The sequence below is a fragment of the Halococcus sp. PRR34 genome (genome assembly GCF_028617175.1).
In the GTDB taxonomy this organism is placed as follows: Archaea; Halobacteriota; Halobacteria; order Halobacteriales; family Halococcaceae; genus Halococcus; species Halococcus salifodinae.
In genome coordinates this window covers 46,225-68,427 of the sequence record NZ_JAQJDA010000008.1, presented here as the reverse complement: position 1 = coordinate 68,427, position 22,203 = coordinate 46,225, and the positions used below count along the sequence as shown (strand labels likewise).

The 22,203-nt window shown below is 57.8% G+C and carries 21 protein-coding genes; 18 read left to right on the top strand and 3 right to left on the bottom strand.

Annotation, left to right across the window (positions count from 1 at the left end):
• Positions 1–487: 487 nt before the first annotated feature.
• Positions 488–1,048, bottom strand: coding sequence for a hypothetical protein (locus PHA81_RS11490; protein WP_273836874.1), 561 nt, complete (start codon positions 1,046–1,048; stop codon positions 488–490).
• Between the two features lie 369 nt (positions 1,049–1,417).
• Between PHA81_RS11490 and PHA81_RS11485 the strand changes: the two genes are divergently transcribed.
• From PHA81_RS11485 to PHA81_RS11475, 3 genes are all read left to right on the top strand, one after another.
• Positions 1,418–3,352 carry a hypothetical protein gene (locus tag PHA81_RS11485; RefSeq protein WP_273836871.1) on the top strand — a complete coding sequence of 645 codons (1,935 nt, stop codon included), beginning with the start codon at positions 1,418–1,420 and terminating at the stop codon, positions 3,350–3,352.
• A 70-nt stretch (positions 3,353–3,422) separates the two neighbouring features.
• Positions 3,423–4,331: an N-6 DNA methylase gene (locus PHA81_RS11480; RefSeq protein ID WP_273836870.1), complete on the top strand. Its 909-nt coding sequence runs from the start codon at positions 3,423–3,425 to the stop codon at positions 4,329–4,331.
• 61 nt (positions 4,332–4,392) lie between these two features.
• The gene (locus PHA81_RS11475; RefSeq protein WP_273836951.1) at positions 4,393–5,409 is read left to right on the top strand and encodes a DUF6610 family protein; all 1,017 of its coding nucleotides are present in this window, start codon (positions 4,393–4,395) and stop codon (positions 5,407–5,409) included.
• 127 nt (positions 5,410–5,536) lie between these two features.
• On the opposite strand, the gene PHA81_RS11470 is transcribed toward PHA81_RS11475, so the two are convergent.
• The gene (locus tag PHA81_RS11470) at positions 5,537–6,892 is read right to left on the bottom strand and encodes an AAA family ATPase (RefSeq protein ID WP_273836869.1); all 1,356 of its coding nucleotides are present in this window, start codon (positions 6,890–6,892) and stop codon (positions 5,537–5,539) included.
• A 254-nt stretch (positions 6,893–7,146) separates the two neighbouring features.
• On the opposite strand from PHA81_RS11470, the gene PHA81_RS11465 reads away from it, so the two are divergent.
• Positions 7,147–8,385 (top strand): transposase, encoded by a 1,239-nt coding sequence (locus PHA81_RS11465; RefSeq protein ID WP_273836868.1) that lies wholly within the window; start codon positions 7,147–7,149, stop codon positions 8,383–8,385.
• Positions 8,386–8,799: 414 nt separating this feature from the next.
• Here the strand turns inward: PHA81_RS11465 and PHA81_RS11460 are convergent, their stop codons facing one another.
• Positions 8,800–10,074, bottom strand: a complete 1,275-nt coding sequence (locus PHA81_RS11460; RefSeq protein WP_273836867.1) for an IS4 family transposase — start codon at positions 10,072–10,074, stop codon at positions 8,800–8,802.
• Between the two features lie 225 nt (positions 10,075–10,299).
• Between PHA81_RS11460 and PHA81_RS11455 the strand changes: the two genes are divergently transcribed.
• The 14 genes from PHA81_RS11455 to PHA81_RS11390 all read left to right on the top strand — a co-directional run bounded on the left by PHA81_RS11455 (position 10,300) and on the right by PHA81_RS11390 (position 22,169).
• A complete protein-coding gene (locus PHA81_RS11455; protein WP_273836950.1) occupies positions 10,300–13,284 on the top strand; it encodes a DEAD/DEAH box helicase in 2,985 nt (994 codons plus the stop codon).
• A gap of 58 nt (positions 13,285–13,342) precedes the next feature.
• Positions 13,343–13,687, top strand: coding sequence for a hypothetical protein (locus PHA81_RS11450; protein ID WP_005040478.1), 345 nt, complete (start codon positions 13,343–13,345; stop codon positions 13,685–13,687).
• The gene (locus PHA81_RS11445; protein WP_005040482.1) at positions 13,687–13,953 is read left to right on the top strand and encodes a hypothetical protein; all 267 of its coding nucleotides are present in this window, start codon (positions 13,687–13,689) and stop codon (positions 13,951–13,953) included. The genes PHA81_RS11450 and PHA81_RS11445 overlap by 1 nt, the downstream gene beginning before the upstream one ends.
• Before the next feature lie 103 nt (positions 13,954–14,056).
• Positions 14,057–14,365, top strand: a complete 309-nt coding sequence (locus PHA81_RS11440) for a non-histone chromosomal MC1 family protein (RefSeq protein WP_005040484.1) — start codon at positions 14,057–14,059, stop codon at positions 14,363–14,365.
• Between the two features lie 107 nt (positions 14,366–14,472).
• Positions 14,473–14,916, top strand: a complete 444-nt coding sequence (locus tag PHA81_RS11435; RefSeq protein ID WP_005040487.1) for a hypothetical protein — start codon at positions 14,473–14,475, stop codon at positions 14,914–14,916.
• Positions 14,913–15,281: a hypothetical protein gene (locus tag PHA81_RS11430; RefSeq protein WP_273836865.1), complete on the top strand. Its 369-nt coding sequence runs from the start codon at positions 14,913–14,915 to the stop codon at positions 15,279–15,281. Before PHA81_RS11435 ends, PHA81_RS11430 begins: the two co-directional genes overlap by 4 nt.
• On the top strand, positions 15,278–16,981 hold the full coding sequence (locus PHA81_RS11425; RefSeq protein ID WP_273836863.1) for a DNA cytosine methyltransferase: 1,704 nt from the start codon (positions 15,278–15,280) through the stop codon (positions 16,979–16,981). Before PHA81_RS11430 ends, PHA81_RS11425 begins: the two co-directional genes overlap by 4 nt.
• An 830-nt stretch (positions 16,982–17,811) precedes the next feature.
• Entirely contained in the window at positions 17,812–18,543 is a 732-nt protein-coding gene (locus tag PHA81_RS11420) for a DNA polymerase sliding clamp (RefSeq protein WP_273836949.1), read from the top strand.
• A 9-nt stretch (positions 18,544–18,552) separates the two neighbouring features.
• Positions 18,553–18,762 carry a hypothetical protein gene (locus PHA81_RS11415; protein WP_005041254.1) on the top strand — a complete coding sequence of 70 codons (210 nt, stop codon included), beginning with the start codon at positions 18,553–18,555 and terminating at the stop codon, positions 18,760–18,762.
• A gap of 50 nt (positions 18,763–18,812) precedes the next feature.
• Entirely contained in the window at positions 18,813–19,676 is an 864-nt protein-coding gene (locus PHA81_RS11410) for a hypothetical protein (RefSeq protein ID WP_273836861.1), read from the top strand.
• Between the two features lie 40 nt (positions 19,677–19,716).
• Positions 19,717–20,055, top strand: a complete 339-nt coding sequence (locus tag PHA81_RS11405) for a hypothetical protein (protein WP_005040502.1) — start codon at positions 19,717–19,719, stop codon at positions 20,053–20,055.
• A gap of 122 nt (positions 20,056–20,177) precedes the next feature.
• Positions 20,178–20,648, top strand: a complete 471-nt coding sequence (locus tag PHA81_RS11400; RefSeq protein WP_005040500.1) for a hypothetical protein — start codon at positions 20,178–20,180, stop codon at positions 20,646–20,648.
• 283 nt (positions 20,649–20,931) lie between these two features.
• On the top strand, positions 20,932–21,651 hold the full coding sequence (locus tag PHA81_RS11395) for a hypothetical protein (RefSeq protein WP_273836859.1): 720 nt from the start codon (positions 20,932–20,934) through the stop codon (positions 21,649–21,651).
• A 68-nt stretch (positions 21,652–21,719) separates the two neighbouring features.
• Entirely contained in the window at positions 21,720–22,169 is a 450-nt protein-coding gene (locus PHA81_RS11390; RefSeq protein WP_273836858.1) for a hypothetical protein, read from the top strand.
• Positions 22,170–22,203 lie beyond the last annotated feature (34 nt).

Genomic DNA, 22,203 nt, shown 5'->3' with positions numbered 1-22,203 from the left:
CAGCGTCCACGTCTGGAAGGCTGCATTCGAAGCCACCTACCACGGTGAAACAATCGCTGTGTTGATCCTTTCAACACCCGCCTCACCACACGCTGATCCGAACTCGGAGATCGTGATCTCCCGGCTGGCCTGCCACCCAGTACGGCCTCAAAACACCTCGTCATGGTTCATCGCCCGAGCCAGAGACTGGGCTCGCGATCACGGCTACGAGCGGCTTGTCGCCTACGCGGGTGTCGGAGGCAACGATGGCACCTGCTACGAGGCCGCTGGATTCGAACTCGAAGAATCAGTCTGGGCAGACGGGAGTGGCTGGACCAATCGCGATGGACGCAGAAAAGTCGCCAATGGTGATCGGTGGCGACGCTCAAAGTGGGTGTACATTCTTGATTAACATCCTCCAATCGAAGAACCCGCTTACCCGGTTTTTCCAGTCCAGAGAAACGAGACAGCAACCAACAACTGCTCGCCTTCATCCGTATCCATGTCTTCACAACAGATCCAACCGACAGACGAAAGCCTGCCATCGCTTGATCTCCCGTCCGGTGCGCTCCCCGTATCGCATCCCAACTACGTTCACGATGTCGAAGCTGATCCGCCCGAGATCGAACCAGTCGAGCACCGGTTGCGCGTCGATTTCATCGACGGTGGCCCTCTGACGCCACATCCACTCCACGGGTCGCACCAGCCGCGTCCGCGCCGGTACGCCGATCGGACGCTCACCGAGATCTCCCAGGCTGAACAGCGCTATTACCCGACGCTGCCAGATGGGGAGGAATTTGCAGATGCGCCTGCATTCCTGCGCGACGAACTCGCACCGTACTTCGCCGAGCTGCGTGAGATCCAACACCGACGATTCGAATGGTATACTGAGCATATCCCAAGAAACCTCGACCAGATTCTCGGTACTGTCGAGAGTCTGTATCCGAGCGACGCCGGAGAGGCATTCGATGATGCGAATCAGTGGATCGGAGCCGTGATCATCCCCACAGAAACACCAACTGACGAGTTCGCAAACAAACGGGGCATCGACGAACAGTACGTCGTTCACGAAACGGATCTTGACGATCAGACAGCACCCTCTGAGTACGGTATCTCGCTTCCAGCACCAATCCTCACTGGGAAATACAACAGCCAGAGCCGGTATTCGCTCATCCCGTGGTCAGATGGGTTGGTCTGTGCTTGCCCGTACAAACAGAAGCGGCCGTCGCGAGTGATGTGTAAGCACGAGCTCGCGGCGACGATACGCCTCGCAAACGAGGATCAGTACGTGCTGCCAGTCGATGACGGTGTTGAGGTCCCCCAGCGGGCGCGACGATTCGTTAGTCCCACCATCGCTGCTCAGCACACGCCACGCCCTCCTCGCGAGGAGTAAGAGCAACCGTTGGGTTTTTGTCAAAGGTAAAAATGAGCTAAACTGATGCAACGAAACTATGCCGTGATTGGCATAGCGTTTGTTTTGGTCACATCAATTATCGGAGGTGGAGTTTTCCTCGGAGACTCCTCCTCGAGTGATGCCACAAACGCTGTCCAAGCCGAAACAGCCGAAATGAGCGTTGAAAATGTAGAGGTCGTCAACCGCTCGAACGGGATCATCACCGCCGAGGTCACGATCTCCGGCGAGATGAATCAGAGTCAGCTCAAACAGTCTCTTTCGGAAATGTACGATGATCGGAAGGTGGCTGTCAGATCCATTCGTATCGAGAATGTCAGCGGCGATGTCGCAACAGTGTCGCTCGTGACGCGAGGGGACTCGAACTCAGAGACCGTCGAGACCCAAATCGAAGACCAACTCACGAACCGAACCACGGAGAACCAGACAACGACGAATCAGTCAACCACAGCGGCCAACAACTCATCCGACAGCGACGAGACGATCGATAGAGATCCGAACGCAACCCACTATCAGATCGACTTCGTCAAGGGTGAGCCGATCGAGAACCTTCGCGGTCCCAACGGCACCTATACGAACGACCAACTGATTCGGTTCGCGCACGGCAGCAACGAAACGCCGCTCTATCGGTCGTCTGACGGCGAATTTACCACGAACGAGACGCTCGCACGATGTGTCGAAAGTACGCCAATCTCCGTTGATGCTGAAAACAATACTGCCACGGTGGCCGTCAGTGTTGCTGAAGGGTGCGGGCCGGTCGAACTCTCGCTGGTGAGCTACACGAAACCCGAACCGGTCTGGAGTCCTGAAACCGAGCACCTCCAGGTGTTCGTCGACGCCGATACTCAGACAATCGGACCAAACGAATCCCAGAATCTGACTATTGATCTACCGAACAATACGTCTTCGATGGCAACGACAGATCCGACCACAACCGAAGAGAGCGAGACCACCACTGAAACAGCAGAGACAGAGACAGTAACTCCGACCACTACAGAAACCGAATCGAGCACCGAGACAGCCACGGAGTCACCGACAGCCACAGAGACGACTGAAGCAGAAGGGACAGCTACATCAACGGAAACCTCAACGGCAGCAGATACTCCACAGTCGACAACTACCACGTCAACTCAAACGCCGACCGAAGCCACAACAGCAACTGATACGGCAACTTCAACGGACTCAGCAGCTGAATCCGAGACTGAGACTGATACCGAGACCGAGGCATCAACTCCTGAATCGGCCGACACGTCAACACCCACTGAAACATCCGAGCCAACTGAGACAGCCACAGAAACCGACACACCAACCGAAACGCCTGAATCAACCGAGACATCGACTGAAACGTCCACTCCAACGGAAACACCGACTGAAACGACCGAGCCGACGGAGACACCAGAACCTACCGAGACACCACCTGAGCCACCAACAGTTACTCCAGAGCCAACAGAAACACCAACTGAAACACCAGAACCCCCCGAAACCGACACATCGACTCAAACGCCAGAACCTACCGAAACCCCACCGGAACCACCAACAGTTACTCCGGACCCGACAGAGACGCCGACACCGACACCGACCACAACTGAAACGTCCACCCCGACGGAAACACCGACTGAAACGCCGCCTGAACCACCGACAGAGACACCAGACCCGACAGAAACACCTACCGAAACACCAGAACCCCCTGAAACCAACACACCGACTCAAACGCCAGAGCCTACCGAGACACCAGAACCTACCGAGACGCCACCTGAGCCACCAACTGATGGCTCTGACGACGCTGTCGACAATGGAAACGAAGACTCGACTTCAAACGAAGTGGCAAGCGCAGATGACACTGAGATGAACTCTCCTACATCTACAGCCAGCAATTCAGGAACGAACGGGACGCAAGAGGGAGGCAACGAATCAGCAAATGCCAATCTGATCGCTGCCCCTTACAAGTCAGAATACCGGTAAGCAACTGAAATACTTTTATCGACGAGAATTTTGGACTGGGTTCAGATTAGCCGATAGAAAGCAGAGAGCAGTGTCGCTGGGTCTCGTTTGTCTCCTCCAGAGGGGTGGAAAACCCCATCCCTACCTCGACGACACCTACACCAAACCCGTTCTCGACTCGCTCACCGACGTTCGTCAGCAGACTGGCCACGGCTGGGCACGCGTGTTCCGCGACTGGATCGATATCGTCTTCGCGAGCCTCCAACGCGACGACGACAGCCACGGCGAGGTGGTCGATCGATACGAGAGCGATTTCGGCGAAGAGACGACACAGACTGCTTTCAGAGCATATTCGGAAGGCTTTGCCAACTTGCTCGCAGCGATGGAACAGACAGACGCCGACGTGCTCGGGTGCCTGTACCAGGAGCATGGCGCTCCGTCCGAAGAAAACGGACAGCACTTCACGCCACCGCCTACTGCGCGATTGCTCGGAGGAATGATGCTCCCCACTGTCGGGGAAATCGAGAGCACAACCCCAGACGACCCAATTCCCATTCGCGACCCTACCTGCGGGAGCGGCGGTCTCCTTATCGGTGCTGCCCAACGCCTCGAAGAACTCGCTGACTCTCCATACGCCGCTCTGTTCGTCGGACAGGACATCGACAGCAGATGCGCCAAGATGACCGCGATCAATTTCGCCATCCGAGGACTTCCTGGCTTTGCGATTCACGGGGATTCGCTCAAAGCCGATCCGATGGCCGCATGGAAGGTCATGCCCTCGAAAGGGCTAATGGATGCGCCGATCCAAGAGTGCGAGCCGCCACAATTCCTGTCCACCTCGGGGGATGAGGCCCCTGGCGGTTCGTCACCGCCCACAGCAGCAGATGGCGCGGACGAGGCTGGAGAACAGAATGTCCAGGTCGACGTGGACGTGGAGATGGATACGCAGCAGGCCCAGTTCGCTGCATTTACTGACGGTCAAGGCGGCGCTGACCAGTGAGGACAGCTCGGTTTTTCACTCGGTGTGGGGAGTGTCCGAATTCGGATTCGGGTTTCCACCCATGTCCAGATCTCATCCACCAGCACCAGCAACTGGCACCACATCAGGGCAAACAGATTCGCGGGCAGTTGGGAACGGTGACGACATTGCTGCCGCCCGTCAAGCGGACTACGTCGCGTTTCTCCACCGCCATCCGTTTGCCACCGATGCCTACGAACTCGGATTTCTCCCCGGTATCCGCGAGGACTACTCACTCCAGATCAGCGACTTCGCAAATGTCGAGACGCCCGTCCTGATGGTCGATAACGACTTTCGCGACCCCGATGCCGATCGATACGTTACACGCATCCGAGATCTCCCCAAGCAGCCGTGGGTGTGTGTTCTCAGCGATGTTACGACGCCTGAGCAGGCTCGTGACTACACATGTCTTGCCCGATCGCTCGTCGATGAGTTTCCCACCACCGAGTTCGTGATCGTCCCGAAATGCCCTGAGGCGTTCGAGATCATCGACGAGCGATTCGTTCTCGGTTACCCGATGGGATACTCGGATATCCAGGCGACGGACATCAGCACCCTGAGCGATTGGCGGGGGCGACGCATCCACCTGCTCGGCGCGAGTCCACCCAAACAGTTCGAGGCGATTGAACGGTTAACCCAGCCAACGATAACCGGCGACCCACCCGCGGATATCGTCGGACTTGACTGGAACGGCCCCCAACGTGTCGCGTACCTCGGAGAATACTGGAGCCGTAACGGCTGGCAGGCGGCTGATTACCTCTCGATCCGCGAAACTGTCAGAAAGAGCCTCCGTGAGATGCGAAAATTCTGGCAAGAACGAGGAGTCTGGCCGGCCGAAACGGCGATAGAGAGTATCGGAGCAGCTGTGTGCGAACCTGACGACCCGGTGTTCGCAGCCAGTGGTAAGACTATTCGAGAGCGAGAGGCACTCGAAGACGCGGTTGTCGTTGACTACGAAGGCGGACAGACTCTAGCCTACCGTAGCGACACCGAGCGTGCGCACCTCGAGTATCGCTGTCCGAATCTCTGTTCAGGAGACGCGACCCCGTTTGCAATGTGAGCGTTACAATAATCGGATGTGAATTTTAGGGTGTGACCCCGTTTGCAATGTGAGCGTTACAATAATCGGATGTGAATTTTAGAATGCGGCCCCGTTTGCAATGTGAGGTGGCTCGGAGCAGAAGTTCCTACGAAGCAAACTCGTTCAAATTTGCTTCAACAATTGTTTCGATCACATCTTCTTCCTGAGTCACTTCAGAAAGACGTTCATCACTGTCTGTGATGATTCTGACAACAGATTCCGGATCAAGATGAGGAAAAGTGTATTCCGAGAACATGCCCTGTTCGTTTCCGCGGCCGCGTCGGTTGTTTTCTATAACCTCGTAAGTAGAGAGTTCCCGCATCCATCGCAGATAGCTATGCTTTGAGCGCATTTCTGAACTCGTCTGATCCTGAATCCAACGGTAGAGAGTATATCCCACATTCGATGGGACGCGATTAGAGCGCAACATAGGCTCCTGATTCAGCACTTTTTCACCATGGATGGCAACGAGGGCGGTCGAAAGAAGCGATACCTGCTTCTGATGAGACACCTTTTGGATTATGTCTTGGACGTAATTCTTCTCAACCTCGCTTCGAGCTTGCTCAACGTGTTGTTCTAAAATTTTGTCTTTTTCGAGACGGTTGACAATGTTTCCAGACTCCCGAAGCAAATCAATCGCGAATCGCGCGTCTCCTTCACCCTGTGCACTGACCGCAGCCACGAGTTCAATGACTCCTTCGCCGAGTATTCCATCACGAAAGGCATCACGTCGATGGTCAAGAATCTCAGTTAGCTCGTACGCATTGTAATCGTCAAAGGAGATTTCCGAGGGGTTGAATGTGCTGGCAGTCCGAGAATTTAACCCATCCATCAAACTTTTCGGGCTATTAGTGGTGGCGATGAGAGAAATTGTTCCATCCATATTTCCGATTCTTTTCGATCGAGTGAGGTTATAAAGCACGTCAGAAAATGCAGGAGTTTCATCTTTTGTACGAGTATCGCCAATCAAAAGATCTAATTCATCGAGAACAATTATTGCAAGACTAAGATGATCATTCACAATCTCAAAGATTCGATCGTACCTTGAACTGGTAGATACCCCACGTTTTGATGTTTGTTCAAGATTGAGGTTGGCTTCTAAAGAATGTGCAATCTCGTGGATGGTTTCATGCTCTGATTTTTTATGTTTGCCATTAACCTCGATATATTCTATTTGAATATCTCGCTGTCTGCCAATTTCCATTGTCTTATTGGCTACAGTGCCTGCACAGAGTGTTTTACCTGTTCCAGATGGTCCACGAAGTAACATATCTTCTGGATGCTCGTTGTGAAGGGCCGGCTTAAGTGTATTTATGATGAGGTTAAGTTGTTTGTCTCGGCCGACAATACGGTCTTCATTGACGATGGTCTCCGGCTCAATGAGGTTCTTGTTTCTGAAAACGGATTGATAATCACCAGCGAGTTGTTCAGAGATAGAAAGTGGTTCCGATTGTTCGGTCATAACGATGCATCCCCTCACTTTGCAATAACTCTTACGACCGTTTGCAGAGTTAACGAGAATTCAGCAACCATACAGCGCGGAGCCTCCTTCCTCAAGGAGTGGCGGAGTTCCGACGGAGGTCGGAACGGAGCCGCGAGTAGGGAGGAGAGGAGCGCGTAAGCTTTGTCGTGAGTCTGTGCAACCGCCGTTTGCTCGGTGCCGGCAGTCCGACTCCCGAGCGGCGTCTTTATGTACCTGCATGGTCTATCTGAACCATGGACGTGCGCCGTACTGCCGTCGTGAAACTCGCCGTTTCCGACGAGCAACGCCGCGCACTCCACGCGACCGCCGAACAGTACCTGCACTGTGCGAACCGCACCGCCGCGTTCTGTTGGGCCGACACCGACTACCACGAGTGTCGTACCCACAAGCGCAACGTCCGGGACGCGCTCTACGACGGCCTCCGCGACGAGACGGAGCTTCAAGCCCAGCTCGTCCAAGCCGCCATCAAGCGCGGCGTCGAAGCCGTCAAGGGCTGTGTCGAACGGTGGAAGAAGGGACAGAGCGTCTCCCGGCCTGTATTTACGTCCGAAACGATGGACTACGACCGGCGGTGTGCGACGTTCCGACGGCGCGAACTGTCGCTTTCCACAGTCGAAGGGCGTATCGTGTGTCCGTTCGTTCTGCCATCGGACTCCCCGACACCCTACGAACGGTACGTCTTGGGCGAGGAGTACGAATTTCGGCAGAGCACGGTTCGGTATGACAAAACGACCGACGAGTTCTACGCACACATCACGACACGGCGGTACGACAACGCCAACGAAAGAGGTTCGACAGATACCGAGCACCGTTCGGTCCTCGGTATCGACCTCGGCGTGAACTTGCTGGCCGTCGCTTCGACGGGCACGTTCTGGCAGGGCGACGACTACGACCACTGGGTGCGCGAGTTCGAGAAGCGCCGCACGAAGATGCAACAGCAAGCGACGCAAGCGGGTCACCACGCTATGAAGCGTCTCGGTCGCCGCGAGCGAGCGTGGCGGAAGCAATACCTCCACACGCTCGCCAACGAGATCGTGACCGAAGCCGTCGAGAATAACTGTTCGACCGTCGTGTTCGAAGAACTCGACGGCATCCGCGAACGGCTTCCACAGGCCGATTGGCACCACATTTGGGCGTTCCGACGCCTCTACGAGTACGTCGCGTACAAGGCACCCGAACGCGGTGTCTTGGTCGAAACCGTCGACCCGGACCACACCAGCCAGCGATGTTCGAAGTGTGGGTTCACCCACGAGAACAACCGCGACGGCGGTTCGTTCGCGTGCCTCTCGTGCGGGTACGAACTCCATGCCGACTACAACGCGGCCAAAAACATCGGGTTGCGATACGCCCGACAGGAATACCACAGACTCCGCTCGTCGCAAATGTCTTCGGGCGGAGACGCACCAGTAGACGTGCGTTTGAATCGTGGGACGATGACCGACGACGGTCCACGGCTTATTGCCGGGGACTGATTGTCGGGAGTCCACATGAAAGCCCCTTCCTCCGGGAGCGAGCGGCGTCTGCCGCGAGCGAGCAGGGAGGGGTAGTTTACTACACTCACCCCGTTTGCAATGTGAGTCATCTCTTAATCGGCAGGGACGACTGAATTAGAACCGGAATTCCCTGCTAATGTTAGATATCTACTATATGACCAATCATCTCTTTTTCTAGTGCGGGTTCGGTACACCATTGATTGCAATAAGTCTTTTGCTCAATAGCCTAATTTTTCCTTAAAGCGTGCTGCTTGTGAGTGTTTCCACCGGATTGGGCTCTTACTGTTGGTTTACGTCCGAGCTAGCGTACTCTATTCTCTGGAAGCTAACATTGCAAATGGCGGGGGAGGGATCTTCAGAAGATAATAGCCCCCATACGGCATTCGTCTTTAGCTAAGCCTCGATCGTTGGCTGAGTGACGGTAGCGAGCCGTTCTTGGAGAATCGGTCGCTGTTGGTGGATCTTCTGAGCATCTTCGATCAGCCGTTCCAACAGCGGTGGTGGAGAGTAGCCAAGGTAGTCACCGAGTTCGTGAAGGATGAGCTGGGCGTGCGACCGGAAGGTCGCCGCCCAGCGTTCCGTCGGAAAGACGCACTCGTCATCAGCTTCCTCTGTCACTACCTTTAGCAACGCTCGACTCACCACCAACGACAGCAACGCTGCGTACAGCAGAACCTCCACCACGTGCTTCTTGCTTGTATCGAACTCGTCCAGTTCGTACTGCGTCTTCAGCTCTCGAAACAGTACCTCTACTTCCCACCTGCACCGATACAGTGTCGCTATATCCGCCGGGAGAAACGACTCCCGCGACAAGTTCGTGATGTACAACTGGTAGTCGTCGGCGTCCTCAACGCGGACGCCGACGACGCGGAATCGCTTCGTATCCCACGACTGCGTGCCCGCGTACTCGCGCCGCTGGAACGAGACTTCTACTTCGACATCGATATACTTCCGCTGAAGATCCTCCACGATGTCGTAGACGTGCTCACCTTCGAGAGGAATGGCGCGACCGCGCCATTCCCTCAACTCTGCCGTTATCACTGGATTCGAGCTGCTCTTCAGCTGACTCACGAAGTAGCCGTCGTTCTCATCGATCAGTGCAAACCGGCGGAACTTGAAGTACGCTCGATCGAACAGTACCAGCCGTCCTTTCAGCCACGAGCCTGTATCGAATGCGGTGCTGTCGTGAGCTTTTTCGTCGGTGACGCTGAATCTCTCGATCGTCCGGTCGGTGGCATTGTGGAGCAGGTGGAGCCGTGCTCCAGCCTGCTCCTCTTTGCGACCTTCGTACTCCTCAGCAAGGAACTGATGCAACCGCAGGACGGTTCCATCAGCGATGATCACGTCTCTGAACCGGCTGAATTCCTCACTGACCGTGTGTGGGACAGCGACCTCGTCGAGACTGCGCTCGACGAGGTCGCAGAGATACTCCGCGAACAGCGGTGTGAGTCGCTGGTAGAAACCGCCAGGTGAGAGCACCTCGTCGGCTGTAGAGTTGTAGGCACGTCTGAAGCCGGCGAGTGTTCGGCTCTCGCCTGCGGCGAAGCCGAACACGAACGCCCACACCAGCGCTGGGATCTGGAGCTTCCCATCTCGCTCGACCACGCCGAGTTCCTCGGCGTGCTCTTCGAGCATCGTCGATGGAAAGAGCGTAGTGAGCCGCTGCATAATTCGAGGTGAGGAGGCATCGTCGTACACAGACACCGCCTCCTCACTCCTGCCGAAAAGATGCCTCGATAAGCCGCCGCTGTCACGCGATTCTTCGTTTAGCTAAAGACGGATGGCCCCCATACGGTTTAATATTCGTAGCCGTATACATCGCCTGTGGACGACACTGTGAGCTGGCTCCGCGACCGTCCATACTATCGCAACCAGATCAAAACTCATCAGGTGATGGAGGGTCGGACAGGCAGCTATGGCGATGTAGGTGTCGAATCTCGGCTCGAACGAGCGCTTGAGCGGCGAGGGATAGACCGGTTCTACCAGCATCAGACGGCTGCTATCGACGCGATCCGCGACGGCGAGAATGCCGTCATCGCGACACCAACCGCCAGCGGCAAGAGTCTCATCTACACTGTCCCCGCAGTCGAGCGCGCGCTTGATCACGACGGGCGTACGCTGTATATCGCGCCCCAGCGTGCGCTCATCAATGACCAAGAAACGAGCTTTACCGACCTCACGGATGATCTCGGCCTCGGAGCCACCGTCGACGTGGGCCAATACACCGGCCAGCTCTCACAGACTGAAAAACGCGCCGTGCGGGGCGACCAACCGCATATCGTCTTGATGACGCCCGACCTCCTGCATTATGGCGTTCTTCCGCATGATCACCTCTGGGAATGGTTCTTTCGTCAACTCGATACCATCGTCATCGACGAGGTCCACGAGTATCGGGGTATCTTCGGCAGCCAGATCGCGCTGGTCATGCGCCGGCTCACCCGGATGTGCGAGCGGTACAACAGCAACCCACAGTTCATCTGCTGTTCGGCCACCATCGGCAATCCCGCCGAACACGCTGGAAACGTTACCGGCCAGTCCGCCGAGTCGTTTTCCGTCATCGACGAGGATACCAGCACCACCGGCGCGACTCACTGGCTGTTCTGGAACCCACCACCAGTCAAAGACGAGTCTCAATCGGGCACAGATACATCACACCCAGCACCGAGTGAGCGTGAACCCGAGCCACAGCCACCGACAATGACGTCGGACGGTGGCGAAGTGCTTCCAGCACCAGCGCCTCCTTCAACAGACATCGATACTTCATCTGACGCACAGTCGGCTCCAACTACCGACGACAGCGGCGAAGGCGAGACTGAGGCGTCAGTAGAGCCTGAATCTGGTGGAGAGCGCAAATCGAACCACGCCGAAGCCGTCCGGCTGTTCTGTGACCTCGTGACGCGGGGATATCAGACGCTCGTGTTCACACGGACGCGCCAGGGGGCCGAACGATGTGCCGAGTGGTCGGCAGCCGAACTCCACAAGCGCGGCAACCACGAGCCCGCCAACGCGATCACCGCCTATCAAGCCGCACTCAAACAGGACCGTCGCGAGGAGATCGAAGACGGCCTCCACGATGGGTCAATCCCGGGCGTCTGGTCGACGAGTGCGCTCGAACTTGGCGTCGACGTGGGTGGGCTCGATGTGGTGATCCTCGACAGGTATCCGGGCACGCGAATGCAGACCCACCAGCGTGCGGGACGAGCAGGTCGGGGTCGGGATGCGAGTCTCGTAACGCTCGTCGGCGGTCGCGACCAGCTCGACCAGTATCTGATGGGTCATCCCGACGTGTTCTTCGAGGGCAACCCCGAAGAGGCGGCGGTCAACCCCGCCAACGACCAGCTCATGCCCGACCACGTGCTCAGTGCCGCCCGAGAATCGTGGCTCTCGCCCGCTGATGAACAACACTTCGGCGAAAGGTTCCCAGAGTTCGTTACCCAACTCGAAAGCGAGGGGCTTCTCGAACGCCGGAACACGAACAAGGGCGTACGGTGGACCTACGCGGGTGACGGTAGTCCCCAACACGAGATGAGCATTCGGGCTATCGACGATCGCGAGATACAGATCCGTGATCGGCTTAATGAGACAGATCTCGCCAGCCTCTCGTATGACGACGCACTCCGGGATGTCCACCCCAATGCGATTTATCACCATCAGGGAGAGAAATACGAGGTGGTCGATCTCGATCTCGAGCGTGACATCGCGTTTCTCGAATCCACAGAGCTGTCCTACTACACGCAAGCACTCACCGACAAGGCAATCTCGGTCAACGAGATCCTCGATGAAACGACGCTCGCCACCCATTCCGGCGTCACGGTGGGGTTTGCGGATATCGAGTTCCGCGAGCAGGTCACAAAGTATCTCCGATGTACGCAGGGCAATGACGACGATGGTGAGTCCATTCCGTTGCCTGAACCACTGCCGCCGACCGAGCTCCGGACGCGAGCGCTGTATTTCACGATTCCGCCGGCCATTAAGCAGAACCTCAGAGCTGAGAGCGACGTCGACGACGGGTTCGAGGGAGCAATCCACGCGGTCGAGCACGCGATGATCTCACTGTTTCCGCTCGAATTCCTGTGTGATCGGCGCGATATTGGTGGGCTCTCGACACCGCTGCATCCTCAGACGGCCAAGAGTACGATCTTCATCTACGACGGGTATCCCGGTGGTGTCGGCCTTGCGCGTGGGGGTTTCGAGCGCGTCGAGGACCTCCTGCGAGAGACGCGGAGACTACTCGCTGACTGTCCCTGCGAAAGTGGGTGTCCGGCGTGTATCCAATCGCCGCACTGTGGCAACGCGAACGATCCGCTCGACAAGGGACTCGCACTCTCGCTGCTCGATTACTTGCTCGGTGACGCGACCATTGAACCGAACCACCACGAGACGGATGGAGTCGACAACGCGAGACAACAGGACCCCATTGAGAACAAACCCGAAGTCGAAGTCGAAACCGCCATCGATTCGGTAGCAACAAACGAGAATAGTGGCGGAACAGACGATATCGACCACTATCCAGCGACACCGGAAACGCCGGAAACGGACAAGAGAACTGTCGTCGCTGAACAAATCGCGACTCACTCACAAACCAATGTCGACACTGAGATAGTCGCTGAAACGCTTGCTAAGTTGGAAGGCTACGATATCGAGCCCGAAACAGCGAAACCACCACTCTTGGAGCTGTACGGTGTAGCCGGCCCATCAATCTACGATATCCCCGGCATCGGACCAGTTCGAGGTCATCACCTCTTCCGGGCTGGGTATCATACGCCCGAGGCGATTGCAGCGGCGTCATCTGGCGATCTGACTGACAATGTCCCCTACCTTACCGAGTGGGTCGCTTCCAAGATACAACCATCGGCCGAAGAATTCATTGACGATTAACAATAGATTGGTGCGGTGATGGTTTGTCTTCCCCATGGAGGCGTGGAGGAACGTACACATGCCATCCGCGACTTCCGCCGATAACGCTGGGACCGAGACCACAAGCAGTCAACGGACTGTTATTGGTGACCTCGCACGTGGAGCACTAGCCGAGACAGAGGCTGACGGCGAAACCGTGAAAATGACCGTGCTTCACGAACTCTATCGCCACCAGCCTGCCGTATCGCTCGAAGATGTCCTCGAACTCAACGTGCTGATTGCCGCTCCGGAACCAGGACCGCTCGAAGAGCGCGTTGCTGCAGTCCTCACGGAGGCGGTCGCACAGCACGACAGCTGGACGGACACCCCGCAAGCACCATCGGCCAGCGAGAGTACTTCTGTCCCGACTACGGAGGGTCACTGATGGACGCGCAGGCGAGAATCGGAACCGATGGCGGGACTGACGAGGACAGCGAGGATGCGGCCAGCGGGGAGCGCATTCTTGACGGTCTCCCACCAGAGAAATTGCTCGACACGAACGACGTGAGCCGAATTCGCGCCGGCATCCACTGTATGGGCTCCGTTGAGACGGTCAAGCAGTACGTTGCCTACGAAAACAGCAACGAACAACGCGACCACATTCTTCGACTGCTCCAACAGCGCGCGACAGAACTCCGCGAACAAACGTAGTCGCCTTTTGTCCATCACTGATGACCATCCCGGAGCTTCCTCCCTATTTCGTCGGTGCATTTATACACTTCCTGTCAGTACAACTGAGTGGAGTAGATATTCGATGGTTCGCCAAGACGGCAAACGGAACTTCGGTTTGCGTGAATCGGATGGCAGCGAATCCAGCGTGTTCTCAGGGAACTACCCACGGCAGGCAGCCATGAAAGCCGCTCGGCGGCTTACTCCTGCCTCGTCAGAGGCAGACGCCGACCAGCAGGAACTCCGCCTCCGTGAACGCGGCACCGACAAACTCCATGTGTACGAGGCGTGGGCGTGGGAGGAGGATGCGCCCGAGGACGGCCCCGAATGGCTCTCTGGGACCATCATCGAAGCCAACGTCGCAAAGCAGAGCATCGAACACCTCGACGAATAGTACTGGTTTCTGACCGCCGCACCAGAAGGAATTGCGGACAGAGTGGGGTGTCGGAGTTATCGCCAACTGTAATTTTTCATCCCTCAGGAGGGGTGGAGGCACAATCGATGAGTCACGACACGCGTCGCAAACCACCAGTTGAGGAACCTAGCCGACATCAGCATCCCGCCGCCGAAACCGTTGCACACCTCTCGAAAACTACCTACCAACAGCGGGTCGAGACGCTTGCCGAGCGGATACTGCCACGACTCGCGGACGATAGTGGGACGCTCCAGACGGTCAACTACGACAGAGTTCTCGGCCAGCTAAGAGTGATCGAGCGGATGAGTTTCGACAATCCGTTCTCGGTCCTGGAACACAGTGAGTACGAACTCGATGGGTTCGACTGGGAGCGGGTCAACAGCAAGCATCCGGTGCAGGGGCTTGCCGAGCAGGCACGTCGACTCGTCGCCGGTGACGTTCAAGCGCGACTGCTCGAACTGGTCGCCGCTGAAAACGAGACACATCGACCCAGCAGGTCGCGCTCCAACGGGGGCCAAGGCCAACGATGACGAAATACGAAATCTCCGACGATCACGTGTGGGCGGACGAACGGGAGCCAGAAACCGAAGATCGACCACCTGTGGCGGAGGTGGAAAGCCACGCGGTCGAGATCTTGCATCGCGGGCACGACCGGCCGGACGGCGAGCGGGACATCCGGTACCGGTACGTGGTCGAAAATGGTGAAGCCATCGGCATCCTCCGGTCGCACCGCCTCGCCGAGAGCAACCAGTTCGACCCGATGGGAGCAGCGACGCCGCAGGAAGTCCCCACTGTCGTGAAGGACATGCTCGCTCACGAGATGCGAGCCGACCACTGGACTGAGGTCGTCGACGTCGAACGAGCAAAGCGATTCACGGAGGCAGGCGATCAATGACCGACCGACGCCGTCGCGACGATACCGTTCGTGCAGTCGATCTGTTCTGTGGCGCTGGTGGTCTCTCGTGGGGGCTCGCACAAGCCTGCGAACACCTCGATCGCGACGTGGAACTCGCGGCAGTCAACCACTGGGAGCGCGCTATCGAAACCCACGAGCGCAACCACAGCTGGGCCGACCACTACCACGCGAAAGTCGAGGAACTCGACCCACGCTCCGTATTCGAGACCGAGCGCGTTGATATCCTGGTTGGTGGTCCCCAGTGTACCCACCACAGCAACGCCAGAGGTGGGCGGCCAGTCAACGAGCAGAAACGGGCGTCACCGTGGCATGTCCTTGATTGGCTGCAGAAGCTCTATGTCGACCATTTCATCATCGAGAACGTTCAGGAGTTCGAAAATAGGTCGCCGGTCGGGGCTGACGGCACACCGATGAAATCGAAGAAGGGCGAAACCTTCGACGCGTGGATCAATGCCCTCCACTCGCTCGGCTATAACGTCGATTGGCAGGTGTTGAACGCCGCTGACTACGGTGATGCGACGAGTCGGAAGCGACTGTTCGTCGTCGGTTCTCGACAAGGCAGCCCGAAGTGGCCCGACCCGACCCACAGCGAGAACGGGGAGACACCCGGAACAGAACCGTGGCGGCCAGCAGCGGAGATCATCGACTGGTCCGAGCGAGGCGAGAGCATCTGGGGCCGTGATCGCCCGCTCGTCCAGAATACGATGCAGCGAATCGCGGAGGGTATCCGCCGGCATAGCGACGATGCTATCGAGCCGTTCGCGAACGCCGTCGCAGAACTGGGGAAAGCCGACGTCGAGGCACTACAGGAAAACGCTGTCGAGATTACCGAGCCCGGTACGCTAGAGACTGCCGTTGGGCGGCATACTGACCCGTTCCTCGTGAAATACTCCGGAATCCCAACGGGAGAGGAAGGAACTACGTCAGTCGATACAACCACGGTCGACAGCCAGCAGTTCGGCCTCTGTAGTCCGTACCTGCTCGGTCAGCAGTCCCATGCACGGCCGAAGAACGTCAGCGAGGCACCCGTCCCAACCATCGCAACGCGAGGAGCGATCAGCATGGTCGAGCCCCGCGCACGCTCGTTCATACTGCCACGCAACGGTGCGTACCGTGGCCTCCACAGCAACGCTACCTACGAACCGGATGAGCGACCGCTGCACACGGTGACGGCGAAAAATCATGACGGACACTTGGTAACCCCATATCTCGTCCCGTACTACAGCGAGCGTGAAGGGCAGACACCACGAACGCACGACATCGCAGAGCCACTACCAACGGTGACGGCAACCGGTTCGGATCCATATCTCGCCCAGCCGTTCCTCGTTGAGTATTACGGGAATGGTGGCGCGCAGCCAGTCGGAGACCCAATACCGACTATCACCACGAAAGACAGATTCGCGTTGATCTGTCCTGAAGCCTTCCCGTGGGGGTTGGATATTCGCTTTCGGATGCTCCAACCACGTGAACTCGCGGCGGCGATGGGCTTCTCCAAGAACTACGAGATCGCCGGCAACAAGACCGAGACCACCAAGCAAATCGGGAACGCAGTCCCCGTGAACCTTGCCACAGCGCTGTGTGAACAGCTCCTCTCCAAGCGAGATCCAACGCTGTTCAGCTACACATCCGGTTCTGAGCAAGCACCTGCTGATGGAGGGGTCGGATCAGCCGATGACTAGCGATTCGATGAGCGGTGACTGCCGGACTGTCGAGAACTGGGGGCAGTGTGGCTGACTCTGCAACGACTGCGGCGAGGGACAAGCGCTCAACGGATTCCATTGAGTGAGCGCAATCGACACATGGTATGAAACGAGAGTAGAGAGCTTCACCAGCGTTTTTCTTCCCCAAGAGGGGTGCGCGGACGGATGAACACGCCCGCACGAGGATAATCATGACTGAAGGAGACACCAGCAGCTCGAACCCAGACGCACCAACTAACACTAACGACACGGCAACCGAGTCCGCTGGGGATACCAGTAACCACGGAGCCAGTAGCGCGCGCTCCAGTGCTGATAGCGACACCGACACGTCGGCGATGGCCCGTGCGCTCAAACACGAGCTCGAACAGAAGGGCATGACCGCCGAGGTCGAAGACGACGGTGAAACCGTCTCCGCCGAGAAGCTCGATCAGTCCTACCGCATCCAGCCCGATGGCACTGTCGAGGGCAACGGCGTTCTCAAAGACGGCATCGAAAACATCGTCGCCGATCTCGATCCCGTGCAGGATACGGAGACCGGGAATCCCGAGATCAACACAGACCCAGATACGGGAGATGATTCTGACGACAGCACTCCCAGTACCGACGAGAGCGAGGACGAGGACGAAAGCGAAGACGGGACCACTGCTTCGGAAAGCGACACGCCGACCACCCCTGCCGAAACCGATGACGCAACTGCTCCGGTCGAAGACGACACCGCGACCGAGCAGAACGAAGCAGCAAAAGAGGAGGTGAAAGATGAAGAAGCAGAGTCACTCCCCACGGGCAATGTTGGCCTATTCGAGGCATCGATCGAGGCCGGCTACATGCAGGAGGTCATCGACACGGCTCACGCAGTCGTCGACGAGTGTCGCGTCCACCTCGATACGGATGGGCTGGTCATTCGCGCGGTCGATCCGGCCAACGTGGCGATGGTCAACGAGCAGGTATCGGCTGATGCGTTCGAAGCCTACGAGACGGATTGTGGCGAAATCGGTATCAATCTCGAACGGCTGGACGAGGTGGTCGGTATCGCCGACAACGACGACGACCTCGTGCAGTTCGATCTCGATCCCAAAACCCGGAAGCTGGATGTGCAGGTCAACGCCGTCGAGTACACGCTCGCGTTGATCGATCCCGCGGCGATCCGAGCAGAACCCGACATTCCGGATCTCGACTTGCCCGCTGCAGTCTCCGTCGACGAAGCCGAGTTCAAGCGGGCGATTCGAGCCGCAGATATGGTCGCCGATCACATCACCCTCCAGGTCGACGAACACGAGGAGTGTTTCATCGCGAACGCCGAGGGTGACACCGACGATGTCGATCTCAAACTCGCTGGCGACGATCTCGAAGATGCCGACTGGGGGAGTGCGTATTCGCTGTTCAGTCTGGATTACCTGAAGGACCTACGTAAGCCGATTCCGACCGATACCGTCGTTCGGATGCGGCTCGGCGAAGAGTTCCCGGCCAAACTCACCTTCGAGTTGGCCGATGGTGCGGTGGATGTCGAGTTCATGCTCGCTCCACGAATCCAGAGCGACTGAACATAATCCATGTACGCCGCAATCGGCACACGCGACTCGAAATTCTCCTGTCCGACACTCGTCAACACCGAGATCGACACCTGCCACGACCTGTTTCGGACGGTGAGCGCCGCCGAGGAGTACATCGAAGAGCAGACTGGACTGAGCGCTGATGACGACGAGTGTCCACTCCGTGTGGTGGAAATCGTCGAGCCCGAAGACGAATCGACAATCGAGTGAGCGCACCGCTCGTCGATTTTTCTCCCCCATAGGGGTGGAGGGAACAACCAATGTCGACAGGAAGTCAGACCTACGACGACAGCAGCGCTCCCGCGTCGGTTCAGCCAGACGATGTGGATACAGATACGGCCGAAACGGAGTGTCCAACGCTCACGGCAGCGGTTTCAGTTGGGCGCGTGCAGCGCTTCCTCGATGCGATTCGGACGGTCAACGACGAGTTCCAGCTCGAAGTCACGCCAGACGGAATGATCGGTAACGTCGTCAACGACAGTCGAACGACGATGGGGAGCGTGCGTCTCGACGCGAGTGGGTGCGAGAGCTACCAAGCGACGGCCGGCAAGATCACTATCCAAACGAGTCGCCTGCGAGAGGTGACGCGCATGACCTCGAACCGCGACGTGATGCGCCTCACGCTCGATGGGGACAGCCAGACGCTCGATATCGAAGCGGACGGAGTGGAGTGTTCGCTCCAGATGAGCGACAGTGGCCAGATGCCTTCAGTCTCCGAGCTCGGTGAAGCGGACCATCCGTCGGTCTGTGTGCTCGAAGGTGGCGAGCTGAAGCGGATCATGAAAGCCGCCGGCCACGTCGCCACAGAAGTCGGCTTTCGTATCGAGCACACTTGCGAGCGCTTCGTCGCGGAAGCCGAGGGCGATAGCGACCGACTCGTTGCACCGCGCGAAGAAGACGATGTCGAAGAGTTGCTCGTCGGTGCCGTGCCAGTCGCGTCGACGTTCGATCTCGGCTATCTACGCCAGATCAGACGGCCGATCCACAAGCGGACCGAAGTCACGCTCGCGCTCGGGACGGACAGCCCCCTCCTGGTCGCGTTCGACATTGCCGATGGCGCAGGACACGTCGAGTACAGCATCGCGCCCGTCATCGCCACTGATGACGACGAGAGCGACGAGTGAATAGGCCGTCAAGATCCCCATATATCAATCTCTGAAAACTATGTCCGTCGATCAGAAACGCGAGAAAGTTGTCTCGCTGTTGCGAGCAATCGATCGCGAAGCCAAGGACGACTCGGCAGCCACGTTCCGTGCCGTCTCGCACAGCACGAAGTCAACCCGGCTCGGGATGCTCACGATCGAGCGCCTCTACGAGGTGCTGACCGACTACGACGACGCGAGTACGTGGGGCCAGACAGCCGACCAGCTCCGGGACCGGCTCCGGCTGGACGCACTCAATACCCACGATTATGGCGATCCATTTGACGGTCGGCCACTTCGGAGCGCGGAACTCACCGCGCTCATCGGTCAGCTCGAACAGTACCTGGAGGGCGAGTCGTAGCCCCAGATCAGACAGCCATCAGAACAGCCGTAGCAGGGGCATCTGGCGACCGGTATTGCTGAGCGCAGGTAGCATCGCCATCGAACCAATCGAAGTCATCATCAACCGAATCACGAGACATCATGGTACACAACGGAATCGCAGTCCCATCCACGAGCGAAATCGACGACCGAGAACAGTTCGCGACAATCATCGAGGCCGTCATCGAAACGGCGCAGAACATCGTCACGCACGAACGAGATCAACAGGACGGCCACAACCTCGGTGGAGAGGTCGACCTCTCACCGCTGTTCGATCTGGAAAACGACGATTCTCACACGCTTGCCGAACTGGCACGTATCCTCTCGTCGCTCGACCCCGAAGACGGGTGGCAACACGACGACTGGGAACCCGGCGATCCCTGTCCAGAGTGCGGTACCAACCGCATCAGCGTGATCGAACCTCGCGAGTACATCTACACCTACGACGAGCGGGGAGACGTCGTCCAGACCTCATACGGCGATGTCAGTGGTCCCGAGATGAACCACTACTGCAAGGAGTGCGATATTCTCCTTTCCGAACACCCCGCTACAGCGCTATTCTGGCTCGCGTAAGACAGTCAACGGCCCCGCTCAAGGCGCGGGGCTTGCCGGTGGACTCCTGCTCCGTCCGACACGAGGTCGGTAGGGGATGAACGCGAACGCTGGAAAGGTCTTGCAGTGCAATTGCTCCGCCGTTTTTCATCTCCATGAGGCACGAGAGGTCTGAAACCATGTCAAGCGAAGCGAACCAACTCCGCTGCCGGAGCTGCGGAGCCCAGACGAGCGAAGCAGATGGTGCAAAGATCGTGCGCGGCAAGCGTAGCCTCGGCGTCCGGGCGTACTGCCCAGAATGCCAATGAACGAGCACACTGATAGCGGACGAGACGAGTACCGGAGTACAGATTCGCCAAACGAGAACCCGGCAGTGGACGAACGCGCCCCCGGATGGGAGCTCCCGACAGACGATGAAGGAGGGCCGGACTACGAGGCTGCTATCGACCAGATCGGCCTCGAGTACGACCAGCTCTTCAACATAGACACCGACTACTATCGGTATCGCGGGCGTCGCGACGACTGCATCATGGTTGCTCCCCAGTCCGAGTATGCTGATCTCGTAGAGGATGCGCTCGCGATTCCATTCGTCTGGGCTGCCTACTGTGAGGGTCGTATCGGCCACGGAGCGCCGATAACAGGTTCCGGGATGGTCCGTGGTATCTCCAACGCATCTGGAGACTCCTTCATCAAGTTGCGGCCATCGGACTGGAACTCGGATAGTTCGTTCGTGCGGATCGGTCTCAATAGTGTGCCAGAACGCGGTGCGTTCTTCGTCGACTACAGCTACGGCGAGGACCTGCCGGCGCTCACACTTTATGACGCCACTGACCGCGAGCAGCCAGCCTACCAGTTCCTCTTGCCGACTCGTGAGCATCCCACGGTACAGATGGTCCGCGATCCCACGAGCCACCTGCTGGCAAAGCTTCCCACAGAACTCCGCAAGCGCATCGAGAGTGAACACGGCCATGAACACGAACATGAACGTGGAAGCCGAGACAAGGACGAGGGGCCAGACCAATGACGCTATCGTACAAACAAATAGGCCGCACCAGCCCCGCTGTGCGGCGCTCAAAGGGAGGACTGTGAAACATGGGACACCACTGCGACACATGCGGGCAGGAGTTCACCACTCTCACGAAAAAGCGGCTCCACGACTGTGCAGGAAGTCCCGCAGAGGTGCGTGATCTACCCGACGGTCTCGCGGATGGGTTGCCAGATCGGTTTCTCACGATGGACGAAGCCGCTGCGCTGGACGAGAGTGGAGTACAGCGGTTCTTCCCACTTCTCAGTCTCGGTGGCTTCAACACCTCTGGGAAGGTGATCGCTGGCTACGCAAAAACCACGGACGGACATCTCCTGCTTGCGTTCAACGGCGAGGACGACACCTGGTACGTAGTTGAGGAAAACAGCGATGCTGCCCTCTTTGAACGCGATGAGGACGATCTGATGTGGTACGTATGCAAACGGAGCGAAGCCGACGTAGGGGACGTGTACGGCTACGACTCAAGCGATCCTGACTATCCGCAGCTCGGCGCGTAACTCTCGTTTTTCTCCCCCGAGAGGGGTGCAAGCG

Coding starts and splice junctions, on each gene's coding strand:
- PHA81_RS11440 (WP_005040484.1), top strand. CDS start 14,057: ATGGTTCGCCAAGACGGCAAACGGAACTTCGGTTTGCGTGAATCGGAT.
- PHA81_RS11465 (WP_273836868.1), top strand. CDS start 7,147: ATGGACGTGCGCCGTACTGCCGTCGTGAAACTCGCCGTTTCCGACGAG.
- PHA81_RS11430 (WP_273836865.1), top strand. CDS start 14,913: ATGACGAAATACGAAATCTCCGACGATCACGTGTGGGCGGACGAACGG.
- PHA81_RS11455 (WP_273836950.1), top strand. CDS start 10,300: ATGGAGGGTCGGACAGGCAGCTATGGCGATGTAGGTGTCGAATCTCGG.
- PHA81_RS11460 (WP_273836867.1), bottom strand. CDS start 10,074: ATGCAGCGGCTCACTACGCTCTTTCCATCGACGATGCTCGAAGAGCAC.
- PHA81_RS11470 (WP_273836869.1), bottom strand. CDS start 6,892: ATGACCGAACAATCGGAACCACTTTCTATCTCTGAACAACTCGCTGGT.
- PHA81_RS11485 (WP_273836871.1), top strand. CDS start 1,418: ATGCAACGAAACTATGCCGTGATTGGCATAGCGTTTGTTTTGGTCACA.
- PHA81_RS11410 (WP_273836861.1), top strand. CDS start 18,813: ATGTCGACAGGAAGTCAGACCTACGACGACAGCAGCGCTCCCGCGTCG.
- PHA81_RS11450 (WP_005040478.1), top strand. CDS start 13,343: ATGCCATCCGCGACTTCCGCCGATAACGCTGGGACCGAGACCACAAGC.
- PHA81_RS11415 (WP_005041254.1), top strand. CDS start 18,553: ATGTACGCCGCAATCGGCACACGCGACTCGAAATTCTCCTGTCCGACA.
- PHA81_RS11445 (WP_005040482.1), top strand. CDS start 13,687: ATGGACGCGCAGGCGAGAATCGGAACCGATGGCGGGACTGACGAGGAC.
- PHA81_RS11475 (WP_273836951.1), top strand. CDS start 4,393: ATGTCCAGATCTCATCCACCAGCACCAGCAACTGGCACCACATCAGGG.
- PHA81_RS11390 (WP_273836858.1), top strand. CDS start 21,720: ATGGGACACCACTGCGACACATGCGGGCAGGAGTTCACCACTCTCACG.
- PHA81_RS11400 (WP_005040500.1), top strand. CDS start 20,178: ATGGTACACAACGGAATCGCAGTCCCATCCACGAGCGAAATCGACGAC.
- PHA81_RS11425 (WP_273836863.1), top strand. CDS start 15,278: ATGACCGACCGACGCCGTCGCGACGATACCGTTCGTGCAGTCGATCTG.
- PHA81_RS11405 (WP_005040502.1), top strand. CDS start 19,717: ATGTCCGTCGATCAGAAACGCGAGAAAGTTGTCTCGCTGTTGCGAGCA.
- PHA81_RS11435 (WP_005040487.1), top strand. CDS start 14,473: ATGAGTCACGACACGCGTCGCAAACCACCAGTTGAGGAACCTAGCCGA.
- PHA81_RS11395 (WP_273836859.1), top strand. CDS start 20,932: ATGAACGAGCACACTGATAGCGGACGAGACGAGTACCGGAGTACAGAT.